The organism is Aquicoccus porphyridii, assembly GCF_008369105.1.
Lineage (GTDB): Bacteria > Pseudomonadota > Alphaproteobacteria > Rhodobacterales > Rhodobacteraceae > Aquicoccus > Aquicoccus porphyridii.
On the sequence record NZ_VINQ01000003.1, the window covers coordinates 121,958 to 140,565 of the forward strand.

The window sequence follows — 18,608 nt, forward strand, 5'->3', positions numbered from 1 at the left end:
TCAAAATATCGACGCCTTGTGCGAAAAAGTCCAGTGCTTTCCTGTGGGCAAAGGTTAACGCCACCAAAGAGCGAAAAACAGGGGGGGTGATTTGCGTATGTTTTCCGGCTGCTGCCCGGCTGCCGCGTGAATCAACCATTCGTTAACCGCGCAAAAGGTTAACGCGGCGTGCGCCCGATCGAATTCAGCCCCGCCCGGGCAGCACACGGCCGTGCGCGGCCCTCGCTTCGGCCTTCCACCTCAGCGCGTCAGTGTCAGCGCGCCGTCGGTGATCTCGATCCGCGAATAACGGTTGAGATAGCGCATCCCCAGAAGCGAGCCCGACATGTCGCCATCGTTGACATAGGCCATCACCCGGTCGTCACGGATCGCGCCGATGCTGATACTGTCAAGCCGCACCGGCGCGGTGCGCACCTCGCCATTTGCGGTGTAGGCGCGCCCGACATAGGCAAGGCTCTCTGTGTCGATGCCCGCGCTCAGCGCGTCCTGCCGGCTGAGCACGATCTCGGTGGCGCCGGTATCGACGGTGAATCGGATCGGGGTGCCGTTCACCTCGGCGGTGACGTAGTAATGCCCGTCGCGGGCGCGCGGCAGGGTGATCACGCCCTGCTCGGCGATGACCGATTGTTGCGGGGTGACGGCCTGCCGGATGTCATCCCAAAGCGCGACCACGGCCAGCGCCCCGGCAAAGATCAGCCCCCAGGCCAGCGCCTGTTGCACCAACTTGCCCAGCCGCTCGCGGTTGTGGACGAAGAACCACACCGCGATCGCAGAAAGCAGCAGGACGAGATAAGTGAGCGTGGCGGGATCGTTCGACATGGATCACATATAGGGGGTCAGGCCCCACCCGCAAAGCCAAAGTCGCGCAGCCCGTCGAGGATGAACTGCACCGAGAGCGCGGCGAGAAGCATGCCGAGCAGGCGCGTGGTCACATTGATGCCGGTCTTGCCCAGCGCGCGTTCGAGCAACCCCGAGAGCAGGAAAAGAAGCAGCGCCAGCAGAATCACCGCCGCGACCGTGCCGATCACCATGGCCAGCCCCGCGGCGCCCGGTTTCTGCCCGGCCAGAAGGATGACCGAGGCGATGGCCCCCGGCCCGGCGATGAGCGGGATGGCCAGCGGAAAGACCGAAGGGTCGGGCGCGTCGTCCTCTTCCTCGGCCTGGCCTGCGCGGCGTTTGCTCCGGCGCTCGAACAGCATGTCGAGCGCGGTCAGGAACAGGAGCGCCCCACCCGCCACGCGGAAGGCGGGCATGGAGATGCCGATGAAGCCGAGCACCGCCTCGCCAAAGACGGTAAAGGCGGCAAGGATCGCGAAGCCGGTCACGCAGGCGCGTATCCCGATCGCCCGGCGGCGCGGTGCGCCCTGGGTCAGCGCGATGAAAAGCGGGGTCAGGCCGATCGGGTCGATCACCACGAAAAGCGTGACGAAAGCGGTGATGAGAAAGGCGGTGTCGATCAGCTCCATGGCCCAGCGTTACGGCAGCGGGGCACGGCGCGCAAGCCTAGCCCTCGGCCACTTCGAGCTTTTCCAGCGCGGTCATCCACAGCGCCTCGGCGCGTTCCAGCCCGTCCATCACCTCGGCGTATTTCTTTTGCCAGACGGCGGCCTCGGCCGGGTTGTCGTAAAGCTCGGGATTGGCCAGCTTGGTGGCCAGCCGGTCGCGCATCTCGTTGAGCTTGGTGACGCGGGCCTCGCATTTGCGCACGTCCGAGCGCAGGGCGAGGATGGCGTCGCGCGAGGCGCGTTTGGGTTTCGCAGGCTTCGGTTTCTCGGGCTTGTCGGGTCTGGGCGGCGCAAGCAGCAACTGGCGATAGCTTTCGAGATCGCCCTCATAAGGCGCGACGCGGCCGCCCTGCACCAGCCACAGCCGGTCGGCCACGAGGGACAAAAGGTGCATGTCGTGGCTCACCAGGATGACCGCGCCGGTATAGGCGGTCAGCGCCTCGACCAGCGCCTCGCGGCTTTCGATATCGAGGTGGTTGGTGGGCTCGTCGAGGATCAGGAGATGCGGCGCGTCGAGCGTGGCCAGCATGAGCGAAAGCCGCGCCTTCTGCCCGCCCGAAAGCTGACCCACCAGCGTTTCGGCCTGTTGCGCGCCGATGCCGAAGCCGCCGAGCCGCGCGCGCAGCCGCGCCGGGGTCTCGCCGGGGCGCTGGCGGCGGATGTGGTCGAGCGGGGTTTCGTCGACATGCAATTCCTCGACCTGGTGCTGGGCAAAGAAGCCGACGCGCAGCTTGGCGGCCGTGGTCATCTTGCCGGCGAGCAGCGGCAGGCGTGCGGAGAGGAGTTTCGAGAGGGTGGACTTGCCCTCGCCGTTGCGGCCCAGAAGGGCGATGCGGTCGTCCTGGTCGATCCTGAGGTCGAGATGCGAGAGCACCGGCACCCCGTCATAGCCGACCGATCCGCCCTCGACCCGGATGATGGGGGGCGAGAGTTCCTCGGGCGCGGGGAAGGTGAAGGCGCGCAGCGCGGCCTCTTGCGGGGCGGTGATCGGTTTCATCCGCGCCAGCGCCTTCAGCCGCGATTGCGCCTGTTTCGCCTTGTCGGCCTTGTAGCGGAAGCGATCGACATAGGATTGCAGATGCGCGCGGCGCGCCTCCTGCTTTTTCGCCTCGGATTCCTGCGCCATGAGCCGCGCGGCGCGGGTGTCGGCAAAGGCATCGTAATTGCCCTGGTAGAACGTGAGTTTGCGATCCTCCAAGTGCAGGATCGCCCCCACCGCGCGATTAAGGAGCCCGCGGTCGTGGCTGACGATGATCACCGTGTGCGGATAGCGCGCAAGGTAGCTTTCGAGCCACAGCGCGCCCTCGAGGTCGAGATAGTTGGTCGGCTCGTCGAGCAACAACAGATCGGGCGCGGCGAAGAGCACCGCCGCCAGCGCGACCCGCATCCGCCAGCCGCCCGAGAAGGCGCTGCACGGCATCTGCATTTCCTCGGGCGTGAAGCCCAGACCGCGCAGGATGGCCGACGCGCGCGCCTCGGCCGACCATGCGTCGATATCGGCGAGCCGGGTCTGGACCTCGGCGATGCGATGGGCATCCTGGCTTTCCTCGGCCATGAGTTCGGCGCGCTCGGTATCGGCGGCCAGCACCGTGTCGAGCAGGCTCACCTCGTTGCCCGGCACCTCCTGGGCGACCCCGCCGATACGGGCGCGCGGCGGCAGGGAGATGGTGCCGGTTTCCAGCGCCAACTCGCCCCGGATCAGGCGAAACAGCGTCGTCTTGCCGGTGCCATTGCGCCCGACAAGGCCCACCTTGTGCCCGGTGGGAATGGTGGCGCTGGCATGATCGAAAAGCGGGTGGCCGGCCACGGAATAGGAGATGTCGGAAAGCACGAGCATGGCCGGGCATTGCCAGAGGGGCGCGGGGGTGTCAATCGCCGCCGTCGCCCCCGGCGGCGGCATCCCCCGTGGCGGTTGGCCCGTGGTGGCGCAGGCCGCTCCGCGGGGAGTATTTGGGGCAAGATGAAGGGGGGCGGGCGGGCAGGTCGTGGCGGTTGGGGTGTTGGCGGCACGGGATCGCTGGCGCGACCGGCGGCGTTGCAATGAGCGGTTGGAGCCCAAATGACCGTGCGGCACTTCGGGAACAGAAGCCGAGATGCCTTCAGTGTCTCTTGTTGCCTTGAGGGTGATTCCCTTGTATCGCAGCGGCAAGGTGCCGGGCACCTGCCGCCTGCAGACGTGAGTCATGGTGAAGCCCGGAGCAAGACAACATCTCACCCTCGAAGCATTTCGCAGGTGGGTAACGCAGGCTCCCTCCCGATCTGAAATGCCTCTCTGGAGGAGTGAGCGATGTCTGTCGGACGCGCTGCCAATATAGTTGAAAACCCCTTTCTGACTCTGCCGGTCGGGCGATTGTTCCTGTCCAACGCCGTTCCCATGGCGGTGGTCATGTCAACTGGCGGCCTGCTGAACGTGGTCGACGGGATCTTTGTCGGACGTTTTATCGGCGCCCAAGCCCTTGCCGCGGTCAGCCTGGCCTTCCCGGCAGTCATGCTGCTGACGGCGTTGACCACTCTGGCGGGAGGAGGCATGTCAAGCCTTCAGGCCCGGCATCTGGGCGCCGGATCGCGGAGGGAAGCAGAAACCATTTTTGCGGGTGCGCACGGGCTGATCCTCGCCATGAGTGCGGTCGTGGTCACAAGTGCCCTGACGTTCGGCCCCGGCGCCGTCTCGTTCCTCGCCGCAGGGGATGAAGAAGTCGCCGGACCTGCCTGGGACTATCTGCTGATCCTGATTCTGGGCGCACCCGTGCAGTTCGGTCTGGGCCTGCACGCCGATGCCCTGCGCAATGAGGGGCAAGCAGGGCTTATCGCGCTGCTGTCCGTGCTCGTGAACCTGCTGAACGTAGCGGCAAACTACATTGCGATCGTGATCCTCGACCTCGGCATCGCAGGATCGGCGATCGGCACAGTGGTCGCGCAGACGCTCGGTCTGGTGTTGCTGCTCATGGTGCGCAAGCGCGATCCCGCTCTTTTGCCACTCAGTTCGATCCGGCACGCAAGCTGGCTGACAGGATGGCGGCAGATTCTCTCATTGGGTCTACCTTTGTGCCTGAGCTTCATCGGAATGGCACTGGTGGCCAGCACCGTTCTCCTCACCATCGGCAACACCGCAGCGGCTCACGCCACTTATGTCGCCGCCTACGGGGTGGTGACGCGCGTCCTTGGCCTGGCCTTCCTGCCGCAGATGGCCATCGCGCTCGCCACCCAGAGCATCACCGGCAACAATGTCGGCGCAGGCCGGATGGACCGGGCCCGCGCGGCCCTGTGGCTCGCCATTGGAAGCGCGTTCTTCTGGTGCCTTGGCGTGGCGCTGATCGGCATGTTTGCAGGCGAAATGCTGGGCGCGGTGTTTTCAGAAGATCGGGAGGTTGTCACAGCGGTCGCGGCAATCATGTGCCCATGACGGCGCTCTACGCCATCACCGGACCGATCCTCGTCATCGCCATGCATTTCCAGGCGATGGGGCATTCGCTGCGAACTGCGGTGCTGACCTTGGTGAAACCCTGGCTGCTGACGCCTGTCCTCATCGTCGTCTTGAATGCGCTCTCAGGGCTTCCAGGCTTGTGGCTTGCCTTTCCGGCCGCGGATGCCGCCCTGCTTCTAGTGGCTCTGACGATCATTCTTCGGGACCGCGTGTTTGACACTGCCCTCGCGACACCGGATACCAAGGAGGTATCATGACACAACCATCACTCGATGCCATCAAGGCACAGGCCAAGGCCCTTCGGCAGGCACTGCAAGCTGAGGGCACTGTCGTCAGCCATGCTCAGGCTCTTGAACTCATAGCCCGGCAACATGGCGCCCGAGACTGGAATACGCTGCATGCCCGGCTTACCCAGCGAAACGCCCTGCCTGAACTTGCCTTGGGCGATCGAGTCGCGGGGCATTACCTGGGCCAGGCCTATAGTGGCGAGATCGTCGCCCTGTCGGGATCGGCAGGTCATCGTCATGTGGCGATCAAGCTGGACCAGCCGATCGATACCGTTCGGTTCGAAAGTTTCTCAAACTGGCGCCACCGCATCCGTGGAACGCTCGATGTGGACGGTCGCAGCCATCGTAGAACATCGGACGGCGCACCGCATCTGGTCGTGAAGAAGGTGCCGTCCTAATCTTGGGTTGCGCAATCACTGGCCATGACCGCGAACGGCCGCTTCGTCCCGCAAAGCTGACGCTCGTTCATGGTGCGGCGAAAGGCTGCTTTCAACACCGATTCCGAAGGCAGAGGCAATTTCTCTGACGAAAAAGGCAGAACTATATGATGTTTTCAGGTGGAAACTTGGTGGAGCCTAGGGGGATCGAACCCCTGACCTCTTGCATGCCATGCAAGCGCTCTCCCAGCTGAGCTAAGGCCCCGTAAGTTCAGGCGTTCGGCCTGTCGCCGCTATCTAGGCAAAGCGCCGGGCGGGATCAAGCGGAAAATCGCGGTTTTTGCGGGCAGACGGCCCGTGAAACGCCGCACAACAGAAAATGCGCCGCTGCCAGGCAGGGCGCATTCCGGTCACCTGCAAACATCGTTTGCGGATCAGTCGTCGTCATCCGACGCGACATCGGCGATCTCGTCGAGCGACACGTTGTCGTCGTCGTCATCTTCCAGAACATCCGCGTCGAGATCGACCTCGACATCATCTTCGTCGAGAACATCGGTTTCCAGATCGTCCTCGCTGGTCTTGGATTTCTTGGTCACGGCGTCTTCGGCATCGGCGGACAGCAGGCTGCGCTTGCCGGTCTCGATATTGATGGTCTCACCGGTATAGGGGCTGACCACCGGATTCCGGTTCATGTCGTAGAACCGCTTACCGGTGGTCGGGCAGACGCGTTTGACGCCCCATTCTTCCTTGGGCATGGCAATCCCTCTAAACTCTCATGTCATGTCGACGATCCGCGCCAACTGCCATAACATGCGCAGGGTGTCAAAGGCTTTCAGGGGCTTTCGGGAATGCAGGGAATCAAGGGCGCGATGCGCAGCGCGGAGTCGTGGTCATGAGGGTGCATGTCATCCCCGGCGATCCGCCGGTCGAACTGGTGTTGCGGCGCTCGGGACGGGCAAGGCGGATTTCGTTGCGGGTGTCGTCGCTCGACGGGCGGGTGACGCTGACCTGCCCGCAAGGCGTGCCCGAGGGCGCGGCGCTCGATTTCGCCCGGGACAAGGCCGACTGGCTGCGCCAACAGCTTGCCCGCACCCATGACGCGGTGCCGGTGGGCATCGGTTGCGACCTGCCGTTTCGCGGGCGCCTGATCCGGGTTCTGCATGCCCCGGGGCGCGGGGTTCTGGCCGAACGCGATTGCGTGCATGTCGGCGGCGCACCTGATCACGCGGCGGCCCGGCTTCAGGGATTCTTCAAGCAAACCGCCCGCGACCGTCTCGCCGCCGCCTCCGATCGCTATGCCGCCGCGCTGGGGCGGCCCTATGTGCGGCTCACCCTGCGCGACACGCGCTCGCGCTGGGGGTCGTGCTCGTCGCGGGGTGGGCTGATGTATTCCTGGCGGTTGATCATGGCGCCCGATGACGTGCTCGATTACGTCGCCGCCCACGAGGTTGCACACCTGGCCGAGATGAACCATTCGCCGCGGTTCTGGCACCATGTCACGCAGCTTTACGGCGATTGCTCGGCGCCGCGCCGCTGGCTGCGCGAACACGGGCCGGGCCTGCATCGCTATCAATTCTGAGGGCAGGTCTTGCGCCGCGCTTGCGCGCGTCGCGGCGGGGCCTCGCTGCGCTCGGCCCGGTCATGGGGGCGACGCGGTGCCCACCCCCTGTCGGGGCGCATGTGGCGGGGTGGAGTTGAGTATTTTCGCCAAGAAAGAACCGTGGGCCGGGGTGATTCGATATCGGCACGGCAGGTGATTGACGGCGCGTGAAATTGTGATCACAAGAAGATCATGCTGACCCAGACCCGCCCCGACCCGTCGCCTTCGGCCCATGACCGCGTTTACCGCATGTTGCGCACCCGCATCATGCATGGCGACATGGCGCCGGGGCAGGCGCTGACCCTGCGCGGCATCGGCCGCGAATTCGACGTGTCGATGACCCCGGCGCGCGAATCGCTCAGGCGGCTGGTGGCCGAGGGGGCGCTGACCATGTCGGCCTCGGGTCGGGTGTCGACGCCGGAACTCAGCAATGAGCGGATCGAGGAACTGGCCGCGCTGCGCGCGCTGATCGAGGTCGAACTGGCCAGCCGCGCCCTGCCACGCGCCCACATGGCGCTGATCGAGCGGTTGCAGACCATCAATACCGGGCTGGCCGACGCGATCGCGCGGCAGGACCCGGTGGGTTACATCCGCACCAACCTGGAATTCCACCGCACGCTCTACCTGCGGGCGCAGGCCCCCGCGATGCTGGCCATGGCCGAAACCGTCTGGCTTCAGCTCGGGCCGACCATGCGGATGCTTTACGGGCGGCTCAGGCACAAGGAGGTGCCGCAATATCACCGGCTGATCATTTCGGCGCTCAAGGCCGGTGACGAGCCCGGGTTGCGGCTGGCCGTGCGTTCGGATGTGACGCAGGGGTTGAAGATGCTTCAGACCTGAAGCGGCGCCGCCCCCCGGTGCCCGGCATGCCCCGCGGTTCGAGCGGTCAGGCGGCAAGCCCCTTCGAGCCAAGATCAAGGTAACGGCGGCGGCGGTCCTTGACCAGTTTCTTTCCCGTCCTCCCGTCAAGCTCGGCCAGCATCGAGGTGATCGCCTCGCCCACCGCCGCGATGGTGGCGTCGCGGTCGCGATGCGCCCCGCCCAGCGGCTCGCGGATCACCCGGTCGGTGACGCCCAGCTTTTCGAGATCCTGCGCGGTGAGGCGCAGCGCCTCGGCGGCTTCGCGCATCTTCTCGCTGTCTTTCCAAAGGATCGAGGCGCAGCCCTCGGGCGAGATCACCGAATAGATCGAATGTTCGAGCATCGCGACCCGGTCGGCGGTGGCAAAGGCCACGGCGCCGCCCGATCCGCCCTCGCCGATGATGACGCTGACCAAGGGCACGCCGATCTGCAGGCATTTCTCGGTCGAGCGGGCAATCGCCTCGGACTGGCCGCGCTCTTCCGCGCCCTTGCCGGGATAGGCCCCCGCCGTGTCGACAAGGGTGATCACCGGCAGGCCGAACCGGTCGGCGAGATCCATCAGCCGCACCGCCTTGCGATAGCCTTCGGGCCGGGCCATGCCGAAATTGTGCCGGATGCGCGACTTGGTGTCATGGCCCTTTTCATGGCCGATCACCATCACCGGCCGATCGCCGAACCGCGCCAGCCCGCCCAGAATCGCATGATCGTCGGCGAAATTGCGATCACCGGCCAGCGGCGTGTACTCGGTGAACAGCGTCTTGATATAGTCACGGCAATGCGGCCGGTCAGGATGGCGTGCGACCTGGGCCTTCCGCCATGGCGTGAGCCTGGTGTAAAGCTCTTCGAGAAGCTCGCGCCCCTTCTTGTCGAGCGCCGACGCCTCGGCCTCGACATTCATTTCCTCGTTCGCCCGCGCCATGGCGCGCAGCTCTTCGGCCTTGCCTTCGATCTCGGCCAGCGGTTTCTCGAAATCGAGGTAATTGGTCATTCGGACACTCCCACGCGTGACTTTGCGCTATATGACGTCCCCGACGCCACGATGCAACTCCTGCGCAGTCGGTATCGTTCCGGTAACACTCTTGCCGCCATGCCCATGGAACGTGCAAGCTGGGTCAGGCAGCAACATGCCGATGCCACGAGGAATCAGACCGGAGAGGCCATGACCAAGCTTGATTTCCGCAAGGCCGACAAGGCGCTCTACACACCACCTTCGGACCAATGGCAGCGCGTCGATGTGCCCGCCATGGTCTACCTGTCCATCACCGGGCAGGGCGACCCCAACGGCCCGGGTTTCGCCGCCGCGCTCGGGGCGCTTTATCCCGTGGCCTATGGCCTTAAATTCGCCCGCAAACCCGATGGCGATTTCACCGTTTCCCCGCTCGCGGCGCTGTGGTGGGCCGATGATCCCGCCGCCTTTGCCACGGGCGAGCGCGCCGCGTGGCGCTGGCGGGCAATGTTGCGCGTGCCCGGTGATGCGGACGACGCGGCAGTTGAAGATATCCGCAAGACCGTTCTCGCCAAGCAGGCGGGCAAGACGGGCGGCGCCGATCCGGCGTTGATCGCCGCTGTGACGCTCACAAGGCTGGCCGAGGGCGATTGCCTTCAACGGCTCCATCTCGGCCCCTTCGCGGACGAAGCCCCGGTGCTGGCAGATCTGCACGATAACGTGATGCCACGCCTTGGCCTGACCTTCGCGGGGCCGCATCACGAGATCTATCTCTCCGACCCGCGTCGCACCGCACCCGAGAAGCTCAGGACCATCCTGCGCCAACCGGTGAAACCGGCATGACCGCGCCCCCGCCCATGCCACCCGCCGTTAGGGTCGCTTTCGATGCCTTCCCGGCCCCGGCGCGAACCGGGTGCCTTGCCCTGCGCGCGCTGATCCTCGAGACCGCCGCGCAGATGCCCGAGATCGGGCGCATCGCCGAAGAGTTGCGCTGGGGCGAACCCGCCTATCTCACCCCCGAGACGAAATCGGGCAGCACGATCCGGCTCGGCGTGCCGAAATCCGGCGGTTACGCGCTTTTCGTGCATTGCCGCACAACCCTGATCGCCGATTTCCGCGAAATAGCCCCGCCCGACTGGCGCTTTGACGGGACGCGCGCGGTGCTGTTCGACACGGCGCATCCCCCGCGGCCTGAACCGCTTGCGCTGCTTATCCGCGCCGCGCTGACCTATCACCGCAAAGCGCCGTCCTGAGCGCGGTTTCCGGCGACGCATGTGGATAGGACAGCAACGGTTGACGTCCTACCCCACAGGATAAAGCACCGGATAGAGCGTCGCCACCAGCAAGAGCGCCATCACCCAGTTGAACGCGCGCAGCCGTGCGGGGTTGGTCAGGATGCGCCGCATCTGCTGGCCCATCACCGTCCATGTGCTGACCGAAGGGAGGTTGACCGCGCCAAAGATCACCGCGACGAGCGCGATCGCCGCCATCGAGCGATCCGGCGCATAAAGCGTGATCGCGGTGAGTGCCATGGTCCACGCCTTGGGGTTCACCCACTGGAACAGCGCCGCCTGGAGAAAGCTGAACGGCCGTCCGCCGGGGTCGGCGCCACCCTCAGGCGGGGCGGCGTTGGCGATCTTCCATGCCAGCCACAGGAGATAACCGACACTGCCGATCTTGAGCAGCGTGTAACTGACCGGGAAGGCATCGAACAACCGGATCAGCCCGGCCCCCACAAGGAACACCATCACCACGAACCCGACCCCGATGCCCAACATATGCGGGATCGACCGACGAAAGCCGAAATTCGCCCCCGACGCCATCAGCATGAGGTTGTTCGGCCCCGGCGTGATCGACGAGACGAGGGCAAAAAGGACAAGGGCAGACAGCATGGCTTGGCTCATGAACACAATAATATTGACTTGCTGACGCAAATAAGGTGCAAATTGCAGAAATTTTGCGGATTAAATGCAATTAAAAATGAAACATGACCCGATAACCCAGAAAATATTGCGCGCGCTTACCGATAATGGCCGGATCAGCAATCTCGAACTGGCCGACCGCGTGGGGCTGTCGCCCTCGGCCTGCCTGCGCCGGGTGGTCGCGCTGGAAAAGGCGGGCGTGATCCGCGGCTATCGCGCCGTCCTTGATCCCGCGCAGATGGGCGTGGGCTTCCTCGCCTATATCACCGTGGGCCTCAGCCAGCACACCAAGGCCGCGCAGGAAGCGTTCGAGCACGCCATGGCGCGCGCGCCCGAGGTGCGCGAATGTCACAACGTCACCGGCGCGGTGGAATACCTGCTCAGGGTCGAAGCGGCGGACCTCGCGGCCTACAAGGCGTTTCACACCGAGGTGCTGGGCACGTTGCCACAGGTGCAATCGCTCACCACCTACGTGGTGATCGGCTCGCCCAAGGACGAACGGGCCTGATCCCATCGCGTGGCCTTCGGCCACACAGGTTTTGCGCCGCGCTGTCGCGCGTCGCGGCGGGCACGCATGGCCAGCGGCGGCAAATCGCCCAGATCGGGCGCGGATGGTTTCCGATGCGCCCTGACTGCGCTATCACAGGGGCGTCTTCAGTCATGAGGCCCCCATGCCCCTCACCCGCCGCCTGTTCCTCGTCGCCCCCTTGGCCCTTGTCGCATGCGGTCGGCGCGAAAAGGTTTCGACCAGGCGGGCCTCATCGAACTACAACCCGGCGCTTCACCCAAACGAGACGCCCGAACTGCGCGCCCTGATCAACAAATGGGCCGATCATTACGAGGTGCCCCGCGAACTGGTCCACCGCCAGATCATCCGCGAAAGCACCCACCGCCCCTGGGCGCGCAACGGGCCCTATTACGGGCTGATGCAGATCCTGCCCCAGACCGCGCGCTCCATGGGCTTCCGGGGCAAGCCGTCGGACCTTCTCGATGCCGACACCAACCTGAAATACGCGGTCAAGTACCTGCGCGGCGCCTATCTCGTCGCCGAGGGCAATCAGGACGCGGCGGTGATGTGGTATGCCCGGGGCTATTACTACGAGGCCAAGCGCAAGGGCCTTCTGGTCGAGACCGGGCTGCGCCCGGCCTGATCGGGACTTGGCCTGATCCCGTCCTTCATCTTGCCGAAAATACTCGAATCGACCGGCGAGCGGCATGCCGCACCTGCATAACGCGCGCCGCATTAACTTAATGCGCGTTAACCCTTGATGCGAAACACCCGGCAGCCGGATGGCAGCCGGGCAGCAGCCGGGAGTCACCCCCCGGTTTTTCGCCGCAAATCCGCGTTAACCTTTGGCGATCAGCTCGGCCTGGGTGACGACCACCTCGGCCTGTTTGATGCTGGCGATATCGACCAGGCGGCCCTTGTAGACGGTCGCGCCCGCGCCTGTCCGCTTGGCTTCTTCCATCGCGGCAAGGATTTCGCGGGCCTCGGCCACGGCCTCTTCCGAGGGCGTAAAGACTTGATTTGCAAGCGCAATCTGCTTGGGGTGGATGGCCCATTTCCCGACCATGCCCAGCGTCGCCGACCGCCGCGCCTGCGCGATATAGCCCTCGTCGTCACTGAAATCGCCGAACGGCCCATCGACCGGCAGGATGCCATGGGTGCGACAGGCCGCGACAATCGCCGCCTGCACCCAGTGCCACGGATCGGGCCAGTGCTTCTGCCCTTCGCGCAGCATGTAATAATTCTCCTGCGTCCCCCCAATGCCCGTCGTCTGCATCCCCATCGAGGCCGCAAAATCGGCTGCTCCCAAGGACATAGCCTTCAAGCGCGGGCTCGATGCGGCGATCGCCTCGACATGGGCGATGCCCGCCGCGCTCTCGATGATCACCTCGAAATCGACCGGCTTTTCGCGCCCCTTTGCGCGCTCGATCGCGGTGACAAGCGCATCGACCGCATAGACATCTTCACCGCAGCCCACCTTGGGAATCATGATCTGGTCAAGCCGCGGCCCCGCCTGCTCCATGAGGTCGACGACATCGCGATACCAATAGGGCGTGTCGAGCCCGTTGATGCGAACCGAAAGCGTCTTCTTGCCCCAATCGACGCTGTTGATCGCCTCGATCACGTTAGCCCGCGCCGCATCCTTGTCCGAGGGGGCAACGGAATCTTCAAGATCGAGGTTTATGACATCGGCCTCCGATGCCGCCATCTTCTCGAACAGCTTGGTGTTCGAGCCGGGGCCGAAGAGTTGACAGCGGTTCGGACGGGCCGGTGCGGCGGGCTGAATACGAAAGCTCATGAGGTGCACCTTTCGGTTTGTAAGGATGTTGCGCCATTGCTGCGCAAAGCGGTATAAAATTGCGAGGCTTGCTGCAAGGGTCATTTTGCACTTGCAGAATTTTCAAGGCCTTCACGCCCCTCACCCGGGCCATCCGGGTCCGTGACCTGAATTCGAGGGCAGAACGGATTCAAACTTGCTTGTTTTTGCATCATTTCGAACAATCATCCATGTTTGACGGAAATTTCGCAAGAAACTTCGAAACATGGCGCGCTGGAAGGAGATATTGCAAAGCTCTTTCATTGATTCTGCCCAAGGGTTTTGCGATTGGATACCGGAACGAATTGGAAGGGCCATGGCATGATCAAGACACCGTATCTGTTGTTTCTGGGCGACGCGCCCGACCAGCTGGCCGCCAAGGTGGCCCAGGGCATCAAGGATTGGCGCCCCGAGAATGCGGTTGGCCAATACCGGATGGAAGGGTGCAAGGCCGATATGGGCCTGCCCGACATGGATCTTGCCGCGGCAAAGGCCGCCGGCGCCAAGACGCTGGTGATCGGTGTCGCCAACCGCGGCGGCGTGATCAGCCAGGCGTGGAAAAAGGTTCTGATCATGGCGCTGGAGGAAGGGTTCGACCTCGCCTCGGGCCTGCATAACCTGCTGCGCGACGAGCCCGATCTGGTCGCGGTGGCCGAGGCTTGCGGCCGTGCGCTGCATGACGTGCGGGTGCCCGAGGTCAAGTATCCCATCGCCAATGGCGTGAAACGCAGCGGCAAACGTTGCCTTGCCGTCGGTACGGATTGTTCGGTCGGCAAGATGTATACCGCCATGGCCATGGACGCGGAAATGAAAGAACGTGGAATGAAATCCACATTTCGCGCGACCGGGCAGACCGGCATCCTGATCACCGGCGACGGCGTGCCGCTCGATGCGGTGGTCGCCGACTTCATGGCAGGCTCGATCGAGTGGCTGACGCCTGACAATGAGCCGGATCACTGGGACCTGATCGAGGGTCAGGGATCGCTCTTTCATGTGAGCTATTCGGGGGTGACCATGGCGCTTGTCCATGGCGGCCAACCCGACGCCCTGATCCTGTGTCACGAACCGACCCGCGATCACATGCGCGGCCTGCCCGATTATCAACTGCCCACGCTTGAAGTGCTGCGCGACACGGCGCTGCCGCTGGCGCAGGTGGCCAACGCGGATTGCAAGGTGGTCGGCATTTCGGTCAACACCCAGCACATGGGCGAGGATGAGGCCAAAGCCTATCTCGCCGAGGTCGAAGCGCGCATGGGGCTTCCGGCAGTCGATCCGTTCCGGCATGGTGCCGGGCGGCTGGTGGACGCTTTGGCGACCGCCTGAACGATCGGCATTTGCACCTGCCGGGGGCGCCTCCGGCGGGAGTATTTGTCGGCAAGATGAAAGGGTATTCCCGTGCAGATCACTGTGACCCCCGAGACCTTCAAGCTCGCGCAGGCCTTTACCATTTCGCGCGGGTCGCGGACCGAGGCCCGGGTGCTGACCGTGCGGATAGCGGACGGGTTCATCTCGGGCCGGGGCGAATGTGTGCCCTATGCGCGATATGGCGAGACGCTCGAAAGCGTGACCGCACAGATCGAGGGGCTGTCGGGTCCGGTGGCCCGCGATGCGCTTTACGATCTGCTGCCCGCGGGCGCCGCGCGCAATGCGGTGGATTGCGCCTTGTGGGATCTGGAGGCCAAGAAGGCCGGCAAAAGGGTCTGGGAACTGGCCGGTCTGCCCGCCCCGGGGCCCGAGATCACGGCCTATACCCTGTCGCTCGATTCACCCGAAAAGATGCGCGAACAGGCCGCCCAGAATGCATTCCGCCCTCTTTTGAAGATCAAGCTCGGCACGCCCGACGACATGCCCCGGCTCGAGGCCGTACGGGCGGGGGCGCCGCAATCGACCATCATCGTCGATGCCAACGAAGGTTGGTCGGCCGAGGTTTATGCCGATCTCGCCCCGCACCTGGTGCGGCTTGGTGTGGCTTTGGTCGAGCAGCCCTTGCCCGCGGGCGAGGACGAGGCGCTGTTGGGCATGGAGCGCCCGGTGCCGGTCTGCGCCGATGAAAGCGCCCATGACCGTGCCTCGCTGCCCGGGCTGAAAGGCAAGTACGACGTGGTCAACATCAAGCTCGACAAGACCGGCGGGCTGACCGAAGCGCTGGCGCTCAAACAGGCGGCGCTGGCCGAAGGTTACAAGGTGATGGTCGGTTGCATGGTCGGGTCGAGCCTTGCCATGGCGCCCGCGACACTGGTTGCGCAGGGCGCGATGGTGACCGACCTTGACGGGCCGTTGCTTCTGGCCGAAGACCGTGACCACGCATTGACATTTGACGACGCCGGGGTGCATCCGCCCGTGGCCGAACTTTGGGGCTGAGGAGACGTGAGATGACCCGCACCGTATATGTGAACGGAGACTACCTGCCGGAAGAAGACGCGAAGGTATCGGTCTTTGACCGGTCATTCCTGATGGCCGATGGCGTCTATGAAGTGACCAGCGTCCTTGGCGGAAAGCTCATCGACTTTGACGGGCATCTTGCGCGGCTCGAACGGTCACTGGGCGAGTTGGACATGCAAAAGCCCGAAGCGTTCGACGATCTTCTGGAGATTCACCGCGAGTTGGTGCGCCGCAATGACCTCGAGGACGGGATGATCTATCTCCAGGTTTCGCGCGGGTCGGCCGGGGATCGCGATTTCATCTTTCCCGACCCGAAAGAGGTCAAGCCGACGCTGGTTCTCTTCACCCAGTCGAAACCGGGCCTGGCCGACAGCCCGGCGGCAAAGACCGGGATCAAGGTGATTTCGATCGAGGATATCCGCTGGGGCCGCCGCGACATCAAGACGGTGCAGCTTCTTTATCCCTCCATGGGCAAGATGATGGCCATCAAGGCAGGCTGTGACGATGCATGGCTGGTCGAGGACGGGTTCGTGACCGAAGGCACCAGCAACAACGCCTATATCGTGAAGGACGGCAAGATCATCACGCGCCAGCTCTCGAACGACATCCTGCACGGCATCACCCGCGCAGCCGTGCTGCGCTTTGCCCGCGAGGCGCAGATGGAGGTTGAGGAGCGGTCCTTTACCCTGGACGAAGCCAAGGCCGCGGACGAAGCTTTCATCACCTCGGCCTCGCAATTTGTCATGCCGGTGGTCGAGATCGACGGCGTCACGCTGGGCGACGGGGCACCGGGCAAGGTGGCCCCGCGCCTGCGCGAGATCTATCTCGACGAGAGCCTGAAGAACGCGATCTGACGCCCCATTGTCAACCGAAACGCCAGCTTGACGCGGTAACGCCGCCAAGGATCATTTTCTGGTGGTAGGTGCGCGTGGCGGTTTCGCCTTCGGCCGCACCGAGCGCGGTGAAGAGCGGCACGAGGTGGTCTTCGCGCGCATGGCATTCCCGTGCATGGGGGGCCTTTTCCCACTCCATCAGGCGCGCGGTGCGCTGATCCGGCGGCAGTGACAGGGTCTCGGTCAGCCAGAGATCGAAGGCTTCGGACGGTTCACGCGCGGCCGGGCCGAAGGCGCGCAGGTTGTGGTAACTCAACCCCGATCCGACGATCAGCACCCCCTCGTCCCGCAAGGTAGCCAGCGCCCGCCCCAGTTCCAGATGCTCGGCCGGGGCATAATGCGAGCGCATCGAAAGCTGGACAAGCGGCATGTCGGCGTCGGGCCAGGTCACGGCCATCGGAACAAACGTGCCGTGATCGTAACCGCGCTCATCGTCGAGACGGGTCGGCAGGCCTGCCGCCTCGATCAGCCCGGCCACCCTTTCGGCCAGACCCGGATCGCCCGGGGCGGGATAGGTGATGTCATAGGTATGAGGTGGAAAGCCATGATAGTCATAGAGCATCGGCGGGTTTGCACCATGCATCACGACATAGGCATCCGTTTCTTCCCAGTGACCCGAAATCATCAGCACGGCCTTTGGCCGCTCGGGCAGTTCGCCCGGCATCCGCAGGAACGACTCTTCAAGCGGCGCGAAAGCTTCGCGCATTTCGGGAATCCACGGCCAGGGGCCGCCGCCATGAGATATGAAATAGGTGGGCATACGGGCCATGATGGGCCTCCTTTCAAGCTGTCAAAAGCAAGATAGGCCCGCGAAGTCCGCTAAGAAACGCCCACGGTCAAACAGGTGCTGTGCGCCCATGCGGAACGGTGGCGCGTTTCAGGATCTGTCCTTGAGAACGTTTTCCTCGAACGCCACCTCGAATTCGGCCTGTTTCTCGGGGCTTGCCTCGGACTGGCTCTGTGCCTTCCAGGTGTCATAAGGCATGCCGTAATAGATCTCGCGCGCCTCGTCCTTCGACATCTCGATCCCGCGTTCGGCGGCGGCCTCCTGATACCAGCGGCTGAGGCAGTTCCGGCAGAACCCGGCGAGGTTCATCAGGTCGATGTTCTGAACGTCCTTGCGGTCCTCCATCAGGTGCTGGCGCAGGCGGCGGAATGCGGCGGCCTCGATCTCGGTGCGGGTCTTGTCGTCCATTGCTGTCTCCTTGTCATGCCCCGGACATGACGGGGGTGGTCGGGGTCCGGCTGCACAGATTCGATCATACCCGGGACACCCGGGGCAAGCGCGAAGTTGCGACGTTCAGGCCGGCACCGGTTGGTCCGCATCCAACAGCGCCGCTTGCAGGATTGGCGCAACCCGGGTGGCCCACAGGTGTTGGTGTGCCGCTTCCGCAATCAGGTCGTTGCGGAACTCGATCAGCGCATTGAGCCGCCGATGCGCGATGGCGTGTTTGTCGATCGCGTCACCGGGCAGATGGCCGCCATAGGGCTCGTTCTCACCTATGCACAGGTCCGGCTCGTCGCGCAGTCGGCGCAACAGCGGACGGGCCAGCCGCATATCGGCGGCGTGCAGGACACCGATATGCCACGGTCGGGGCGGACGCCCGGCCAGTTGCGGCGTAAAGGAATGGATCGACAGGATGACCGTGTCATCGCGCCGTGCGGCCAGCCGGGCAAGCGCATCGTGATAGGGCCGGTAACAGGCATCGAGACGGCGCTGGTGTTCGGCCGCATCGGCATCGCGATTGCCCGGAATGACCGTGCCGTCATAAAGCCGCATCAGCAGCGTGGGATCGTCTTCGCCCCGGTTGGGGTCGATCACGAGGCGCGAGAAATTCGACAGGATGATCGGCGCATCCAGTTGCTCGGCCAGAACCCGTGCCACACCGGCGGCCCCCACGTCATAGCCGATGTGACGCTCCATATCGCCCTGCGCGAGTCCCAGCGATCCGCCATTGACGAAAGATGGCACGAAATTCGAAGCATGATCGCATGTTACCAGCCAACGGGACGGGCGGTCCGCCCCAATGATTTCGAACGGTGCGTATGTCATAGCCATGTCTTTTCCTTGCCGCATGATTTAAGGC

General features: G+C 64.3%; 22 protein-coding genes and 1 tRNA gene. 12 read left to right on the plus strand and 11 right to left on the minus strand.

Going from position 1 to position 18,608, the window contains the following annotated elements; genetic code table 11:
* Positions 1-240 precede the first annotated feature (240 nt).
* From FLO80_RS05825 to FLO80_RS05835, 3 genes are read right to left on the minus strand one after another with little or no spacing between them, the layout of a single operon-like run.
* Positions 241-819 (minus strand): retropepsin-like aspartic protease family protein, encoded by a 579-nt coding sequence (locus FLO80_RS05825; RefSeq protein ID WP_111362635.1) that lies wholly within the window; start codon positions 817-819, stop codon positions 241-243.
* A gap of 17 nt (positions 820-836) precedes the next feature.
* Complete coding sequence (locus FLO80_RS05830; RefSeq protein WP_370331395.1) at positions 837-1,466, minus strand: MarC family protein; 630 nt, start codon at positions 1,464-1,466, stop codon at positions 837-839.
* 37 nt (positions 1,467-1,503) lie between these two features.
* Positions 1,504-3,342 carry an ABC-F family ATP-binding cassette domain-containing protein gene (locus FLO80_RS05835; protein WP_111363188.1) on the minus strand — a complete coding sequence of 613 codons (1,839 nt, stop codon included), beginning with the start codon at positions 3,340-3,342 and terminating at the stop codon, positions 1,504-1,506.
* A gap of 450 nt (positions 3,343-3,792) precedes the next feature.
* Between FLO80_RS05835 and FLO80_RS05840 the strand changes: the two genes are divergently transcribed.
* From FLO80_RS05840 to FLO80_RS05845, 3 genes are read left to right on the plus strand one after another with little or no spacing between them, the layout of a single operon-like run.
* A complete protein-coding gene (locus tag FLO80_RS05840) occupies positions 3,793-4,908 on the plus strand; it encodes an MATE family efflux transporter (protein ID WP_246156583.1) in 1,116 nt (371 codons plus the stop codon).
* On the plus strand, positions 4,905-5,186 hold the full coding sequence (locus FLO80_RS23155; protein ID WP_246156584.1) for a hypothetical protein: 282 nt from the start codon (positions 4,905-4,907) through the stop codon (positions 5,184-5,186). Before FLO80_RS05840 ends, FLO80_RS23155 begins: the two co-directional genes overlap by 4 nt.
* Positions 5,183-5,614 (plus strand): glyoxalase superfamily protein, encoded by a 432-nt coding sequence (locus tag FLO80_RS05845; RefSeq protein ID WP_111362636.1) that lies wholly within the window; start codon positions 5,183-5,185, stop codon positions 5,612-5,614. The genes FLO80_RS23155 and FLO80_RS05845 overlap by 4 nt, the downstream gene beginning before the upstream one ends.
* Positions 5,615-5,782: 168 nt before the next feature.
* Here the strand turns inward: FLO80_RS05845 and FLO80_RS05850 are convergent.
* Both FLO80_RS05850 and FLO80_RS05855 read right to left on the minus strand, forming a co-directional pair.
* Positions 5,783-5,858, minus strand: a tRNA-Ala gene (locus FLO80_RS05850).
* Positions 5,859-6,027: 169 nt separating this feature from the next.
* Positions 6,028-6,348: a TIGR02300 family protein gene (locus FLO80_RS05855; RefSeq protein WP_111362637.1), complete on the minus strand. Its 321-nt coding sequence runs from the start codon at positions 6,346-6,348 to the stop codon at positions 6,028-6,030.
* A gap of 137 nt (positions 6,349-6,485) precedes the next feature.
* Here FLO80_RS05855 and FLO80_RS05860 point away from each other — a divergent pair, with 137 nt between their 5' ends.
* The gene (locus FLO80_RS05860; RefSeq protein ID WP_111362638.1) at positions 6,486-7,172 is read left to right on the plus strand and encodes a M48 family metallopeptidase; all 687 of its coding nucleotides are present in this window, start codon (positions 6,486-6,488) and stop codon (positions 7,170-7,172) included.
* Positions 7,173-7,385: 213 nt separating this feature from the next.
* Positions 7,386-8,033 (plus strand): GntR family transcriptional regulator, encoded by a 648-nt coding sequence (locus FLO80_RS05865; protein WP_111362639.1) that lies wholly within the window; start codon positions 7,386-7,388, stop codon positions 8,031-8,033.
* Between the two features lie 46 nt (positions 8,034-8,079).
* Here the strand turns inward: FLO80_RS05865 and FLO80_RS05870 are convergent, their stop codons facing one another.
* Entirely contained in the window at positions 8,080-9,042 is a 963-nt protein-coding gene (locus FLO80_RS05870) for an acetyl-CoA carboxylase carboxyltransferase subunit alpha (protein WP_111362640.1), read from the minus strand.
* Positions 9,043-9,213: 171 nt separating this feature from the next.
* On the opposite strand from FLO80_RS05870, the gene FLO80_RS05875 reads away from it, so the two are divergent.
* On the plus strand, positions 9,214-9,843 hold the full coding sequence (locus tag FLO80_RS05875) for a GyrI-like domain-containing protein (protein ID WP_111362641.1): 630 nt from the start codon (positions 9,214-9,216) through the stop codon (positions 9,841-9,843).
* 14 nt (positions 9,844-9,857) lie between these two features.
* On the plus strand, positions 9,858-10,253 hold the full coding sequence (locus tag FLO80_RS05880; RefSeq protein ID WP_111363191.1) for a DUF1801 domain-containing protein: 396 nt from the start codon (positions 9,858-9,860) through the stop codon (positions 10,251-10,253).
* A 48-nt stretch (positions 10,254-10,301) separates the two neighbouring features.
* Here the strand turns inward: FLO80_RS05880 and FLO80_RS05885 are convergent, their stop codons facing one another.
* Entirely contained in the window at positions 10,302-10,904 is a 603-nt protein-coding gene (locus FLO80_RS05885) for a LysE family translocator (protein ID WP_111362642.1), read from the minus strand.
* 76 nt (positions 10,905-10,980) lie between these two features.
* Here FLO80_RS05885 and FLO80_RS05890 point away from each other — a divergent pair, with 76 nt between their 5' ends.
* A complete protein-coding gene (locus FLO80_RS05890; protein ID WP_111362643.1) occupies positions 10,981-11,430 on the plus strand; it encodes an Lrp/AsnC family transcriptional regulator in 450 nt (149 codons plus the stop codon).
* Between the two features lie 163 nt (positions 11,431-11,593).
* Complete coding sequence (locus FLO80_RS05895; RefSeq protein ID WP_111362644.1) at positions 11,594-12,073, plus strand: lytic transglycosylase domain-containing protein; 480 nt, start codon at positions 11,594-11,596, stop codon at positions 12,071-12,073.
* Between the two features lie 195 nt (positions 12,074-12,268).
* On the opposite strand, the gene FLO80_RS05900 is transcribed toward FLO80_RS05895, so the two are convergent.
* Positions 12,269-13,228: an L-malyl-CoA/beta-methylmalyl-CoA lyase gene (locus FLO80_RS05900; RefSeq protein WP_111363193.1), complete on the minus strand. Its 960-nt coding sequence runs from the start codon at positions 13,226-13,228 to the stop codon at positions 12,269-12,271.
* A 339-nt stretch (positions 13,229-13,567) separates the two neighbouring features.
* On the opposite strand from FLO80_RS05900, the gene dgcN reads away from it, so the two are divergent.
* From dgcN to FLO80_RS05915, 3 genes are all read left to right on the plus strand, one after another.
* Positions 13,568-14,569: an N-acetyltransferase DgcN gene (gene dgcN / locus FLO80_RS05905; RefSeq protein ID WP_111362645.1), complete on the plus strand. Its 1,002-nt coding sequence runs from the start codon at positions 13,568-13,570 to the stop codon at positions 14,567-14,569.
* 72 nt (positions 14,570-14,641) lie between these two features.
* The gene (dgcA, locus tag FLO80_RS05910) at positions 14,642-15,607 is read left to right on the plus strand and encodes an N-acetyl-D-Glu racemase DgcA (protein WP_111362646.1); all 966 of its coding nucleotides are present in this window, start codon (positions 14,642-14,644) and stop codon (positions 15,605-15,607) included.
* An 11-nt stretch (positions 15,608-15,618) separates the two neighbouring features.
* Entirely contained in the window at positions 15,619-16,482 is an 864-nt protein-coding gene (locus tag FLO80_RS05915) for a D-amino-acid transaminase (protein ID WP_111362647.1), read from the plus strand.
* A gap of 10 nt (positions 16,483-16,492) precedes the next feature.
* On the opposite strand, the gene FLO80_RS05920 is transcribed toward FLO80_RS05915, so the two are convergent.
* The 3 genes from FLO80_RS05920 to FLO80_RS05930 form a co-directional block, all read right to left on the minus strand.
* Positions 16,493-17,290: a dioxygenase family protein gene (locus FLO80_RS05920; RefSeq protein WP_111362648.1), complete on the minus strand. Its 798-nt coding sequence runs from the start codon at positions 17,288-17,290 to the stop codon at positions 16,493-16,495.
* A 108-nt stretch (positions 17,291-17,398) separates the two neighbouring features.
* Complete coding sequence (locus FLO80_RS05925) at positions 17,399-17,716, minus strand: DUF1244 domain-containing protein (RefSeq protein WP_111362649.1); 318 nt, start codon at positions 17,714-17,716, stop codon at positions 17,399-17,401.
* 105 nt (positions 17,717-17,821) lie between these two features.
* Positions 17,822-18,574, minus strand: coding sequence for an N-formylglutamate amidohydrolase (locus FLO80_RS05930; protein ID WP_111362650.1), 753 nt, complete (start codon positions 18,572-18,574; stop codon positions 17,822-17,824).
* Positions 18,575-18,608: the final 34 nt, after the last annotated feature.

Bases quoted from the DNA above. Each gene is read 5' to 3' on its own strand.
- FLO80_RS05825 (WP_111362635.1), bottom strand. From the start codon at position 819: ATGTCGAACGATCCCGCCACGCTCACTTATCTCGTCCTGCTGCTTTCT.
- FLO80_RS05830 (WP_370331395.1), bottom strand. From the start codon at position 1,466: ATGGAGCTGATCGACACCGCCTTTCTCATCACCGCTTTCGTCACGCTT.
- FLO80_RS05835 (WP_111363188.1), bottom strand. From the start codon at position 3,342: ATGCTCGTGCTTTCCGACATCTCCTATTCCGTGGCCGGCCACCCGCTT.
- FLO80_RS05840 (WP_246156583.1), top strand. From the start codon at position 3,793: ATGTCTGTCGGACGCGCTGCCAATATAGTTGAAAACCCCTTTCTGACT.
- FLO80_RS23155 (WP_246156584.1), top strand. From the start codon at position 4,905: ATGACGGCGCTCTACGCCATCACCGGACCGATCCTCGTCATCGCCATG.
- FLO80_RS05845 (WP_111362636.1), top strand. From the start codon at position 5,183: ATGACACAACCATCACTCGATGCCATCAAGGCACAGGCCAAGGCCCTT.
- FLO80_RS05855 (WP_111362637.1), bottom strand. From the start codon at position 6,348: ATGCCCAAGGAAGAATGGGGCGTCAAACGCGTCTGCCCGACCACCGGT.
- FLO80_RS05860 (WP_111362638.1), top strand. From the start codon at position 6,486: ATGAGGGTGCATGTCATCCCCGGCGATCCGCCGGTCGAACTGGTGTTG.
- FLO80_RS05865 (WP_111362639.1), top strand. From the start codon at position 7,386: ATGCTGACCCAGACCCGCCCCGACCCGTCGCCTTCGGCCCATGACCGC.
- FLO80_RS05870 (WP_111362640.1), bottom strand. From the start codon at position 9,042: ATGACCAATTACCTCGATTTCGAGAAACCGCTGGCCGAGATCGAAGGC.
- FLO80_RS05875 (WP_111362641.1), top strand. From the start codon at position 9,214: ATGACCAAGCTTGATTTCCGCAAGGCCGACAAGGCGCTCTACACACCA.
- FLO80_RS05880 (WP_111363191.1), top strand. From the start codon at position 9,858: ATGCCACCCGCCGTTAGGGTCGCTTTCGATGCCTTCCCGGCCCCGGCG.
- FLO80_RS05885 (WP_111362642.1), bottom strand. From the start codon at position 10,904: ATGAGCCAAGCCATGCTGTCTGCCCTTGTCCTTTTTGCCCTCGTCTCG.
- FLO80_RS05890 (WP_111362643.1), top strand. From the start codon at position 10,981: ATGAAACATGACCCGATAACCCAGAAAATATTGCGCGCGCTTACCGAT.
- FLO80_RS05895 (WP_111362644.1), top strand. From the start codon at position 11,594: ATGCCCCTCACCCGCCGCCTGTTCCTCGTCGCCCCCTTGGCCCTTGTC.
- FLO80_RS05900 (WP_111363193.1), bottom strand. From the start codon at position 13,228: ATGAGCTTTCGTATTCAGCCCGCCGCACCGGCCCGTCCGAACCGCTGT.
- dgcN (WP_111362645.1), top strand. From the start codon at position 13,568: ATGATCAAGACACCGTATCTGTTGTTTCTGGGCGACGCGCCCGACCAG.
- FLO80_RS05915 (WP_111362647.1), top strand. From the start codon at position 15,619: ATGACCCGCACCGTATATGTGAACGGAGACTACCTGCCGGAAGAAGAC.
- FLO80_RS05920 (WP_111362648.1), bottom strand. From the start codon at position 17,290: ATGGCCCGTATGCCCACCTATTTCATATCTCATGGCGGCGGCCCCTGG.
- FLO80_RS05925 (WP_111362649.1), bottom strand. From the start codon at position 17,716: ATGGACGACAAGACCCGCACCGAGATCGAGGCCGCCGCATTCCGCCGC.
- FLO80_RS05930 (WP_111362650.1), bottom strand. From the start codon at position 18,574: ATGACATACGCACCGTTCGAAATCATTGGGGCGGACCGCCCGTCCCGT.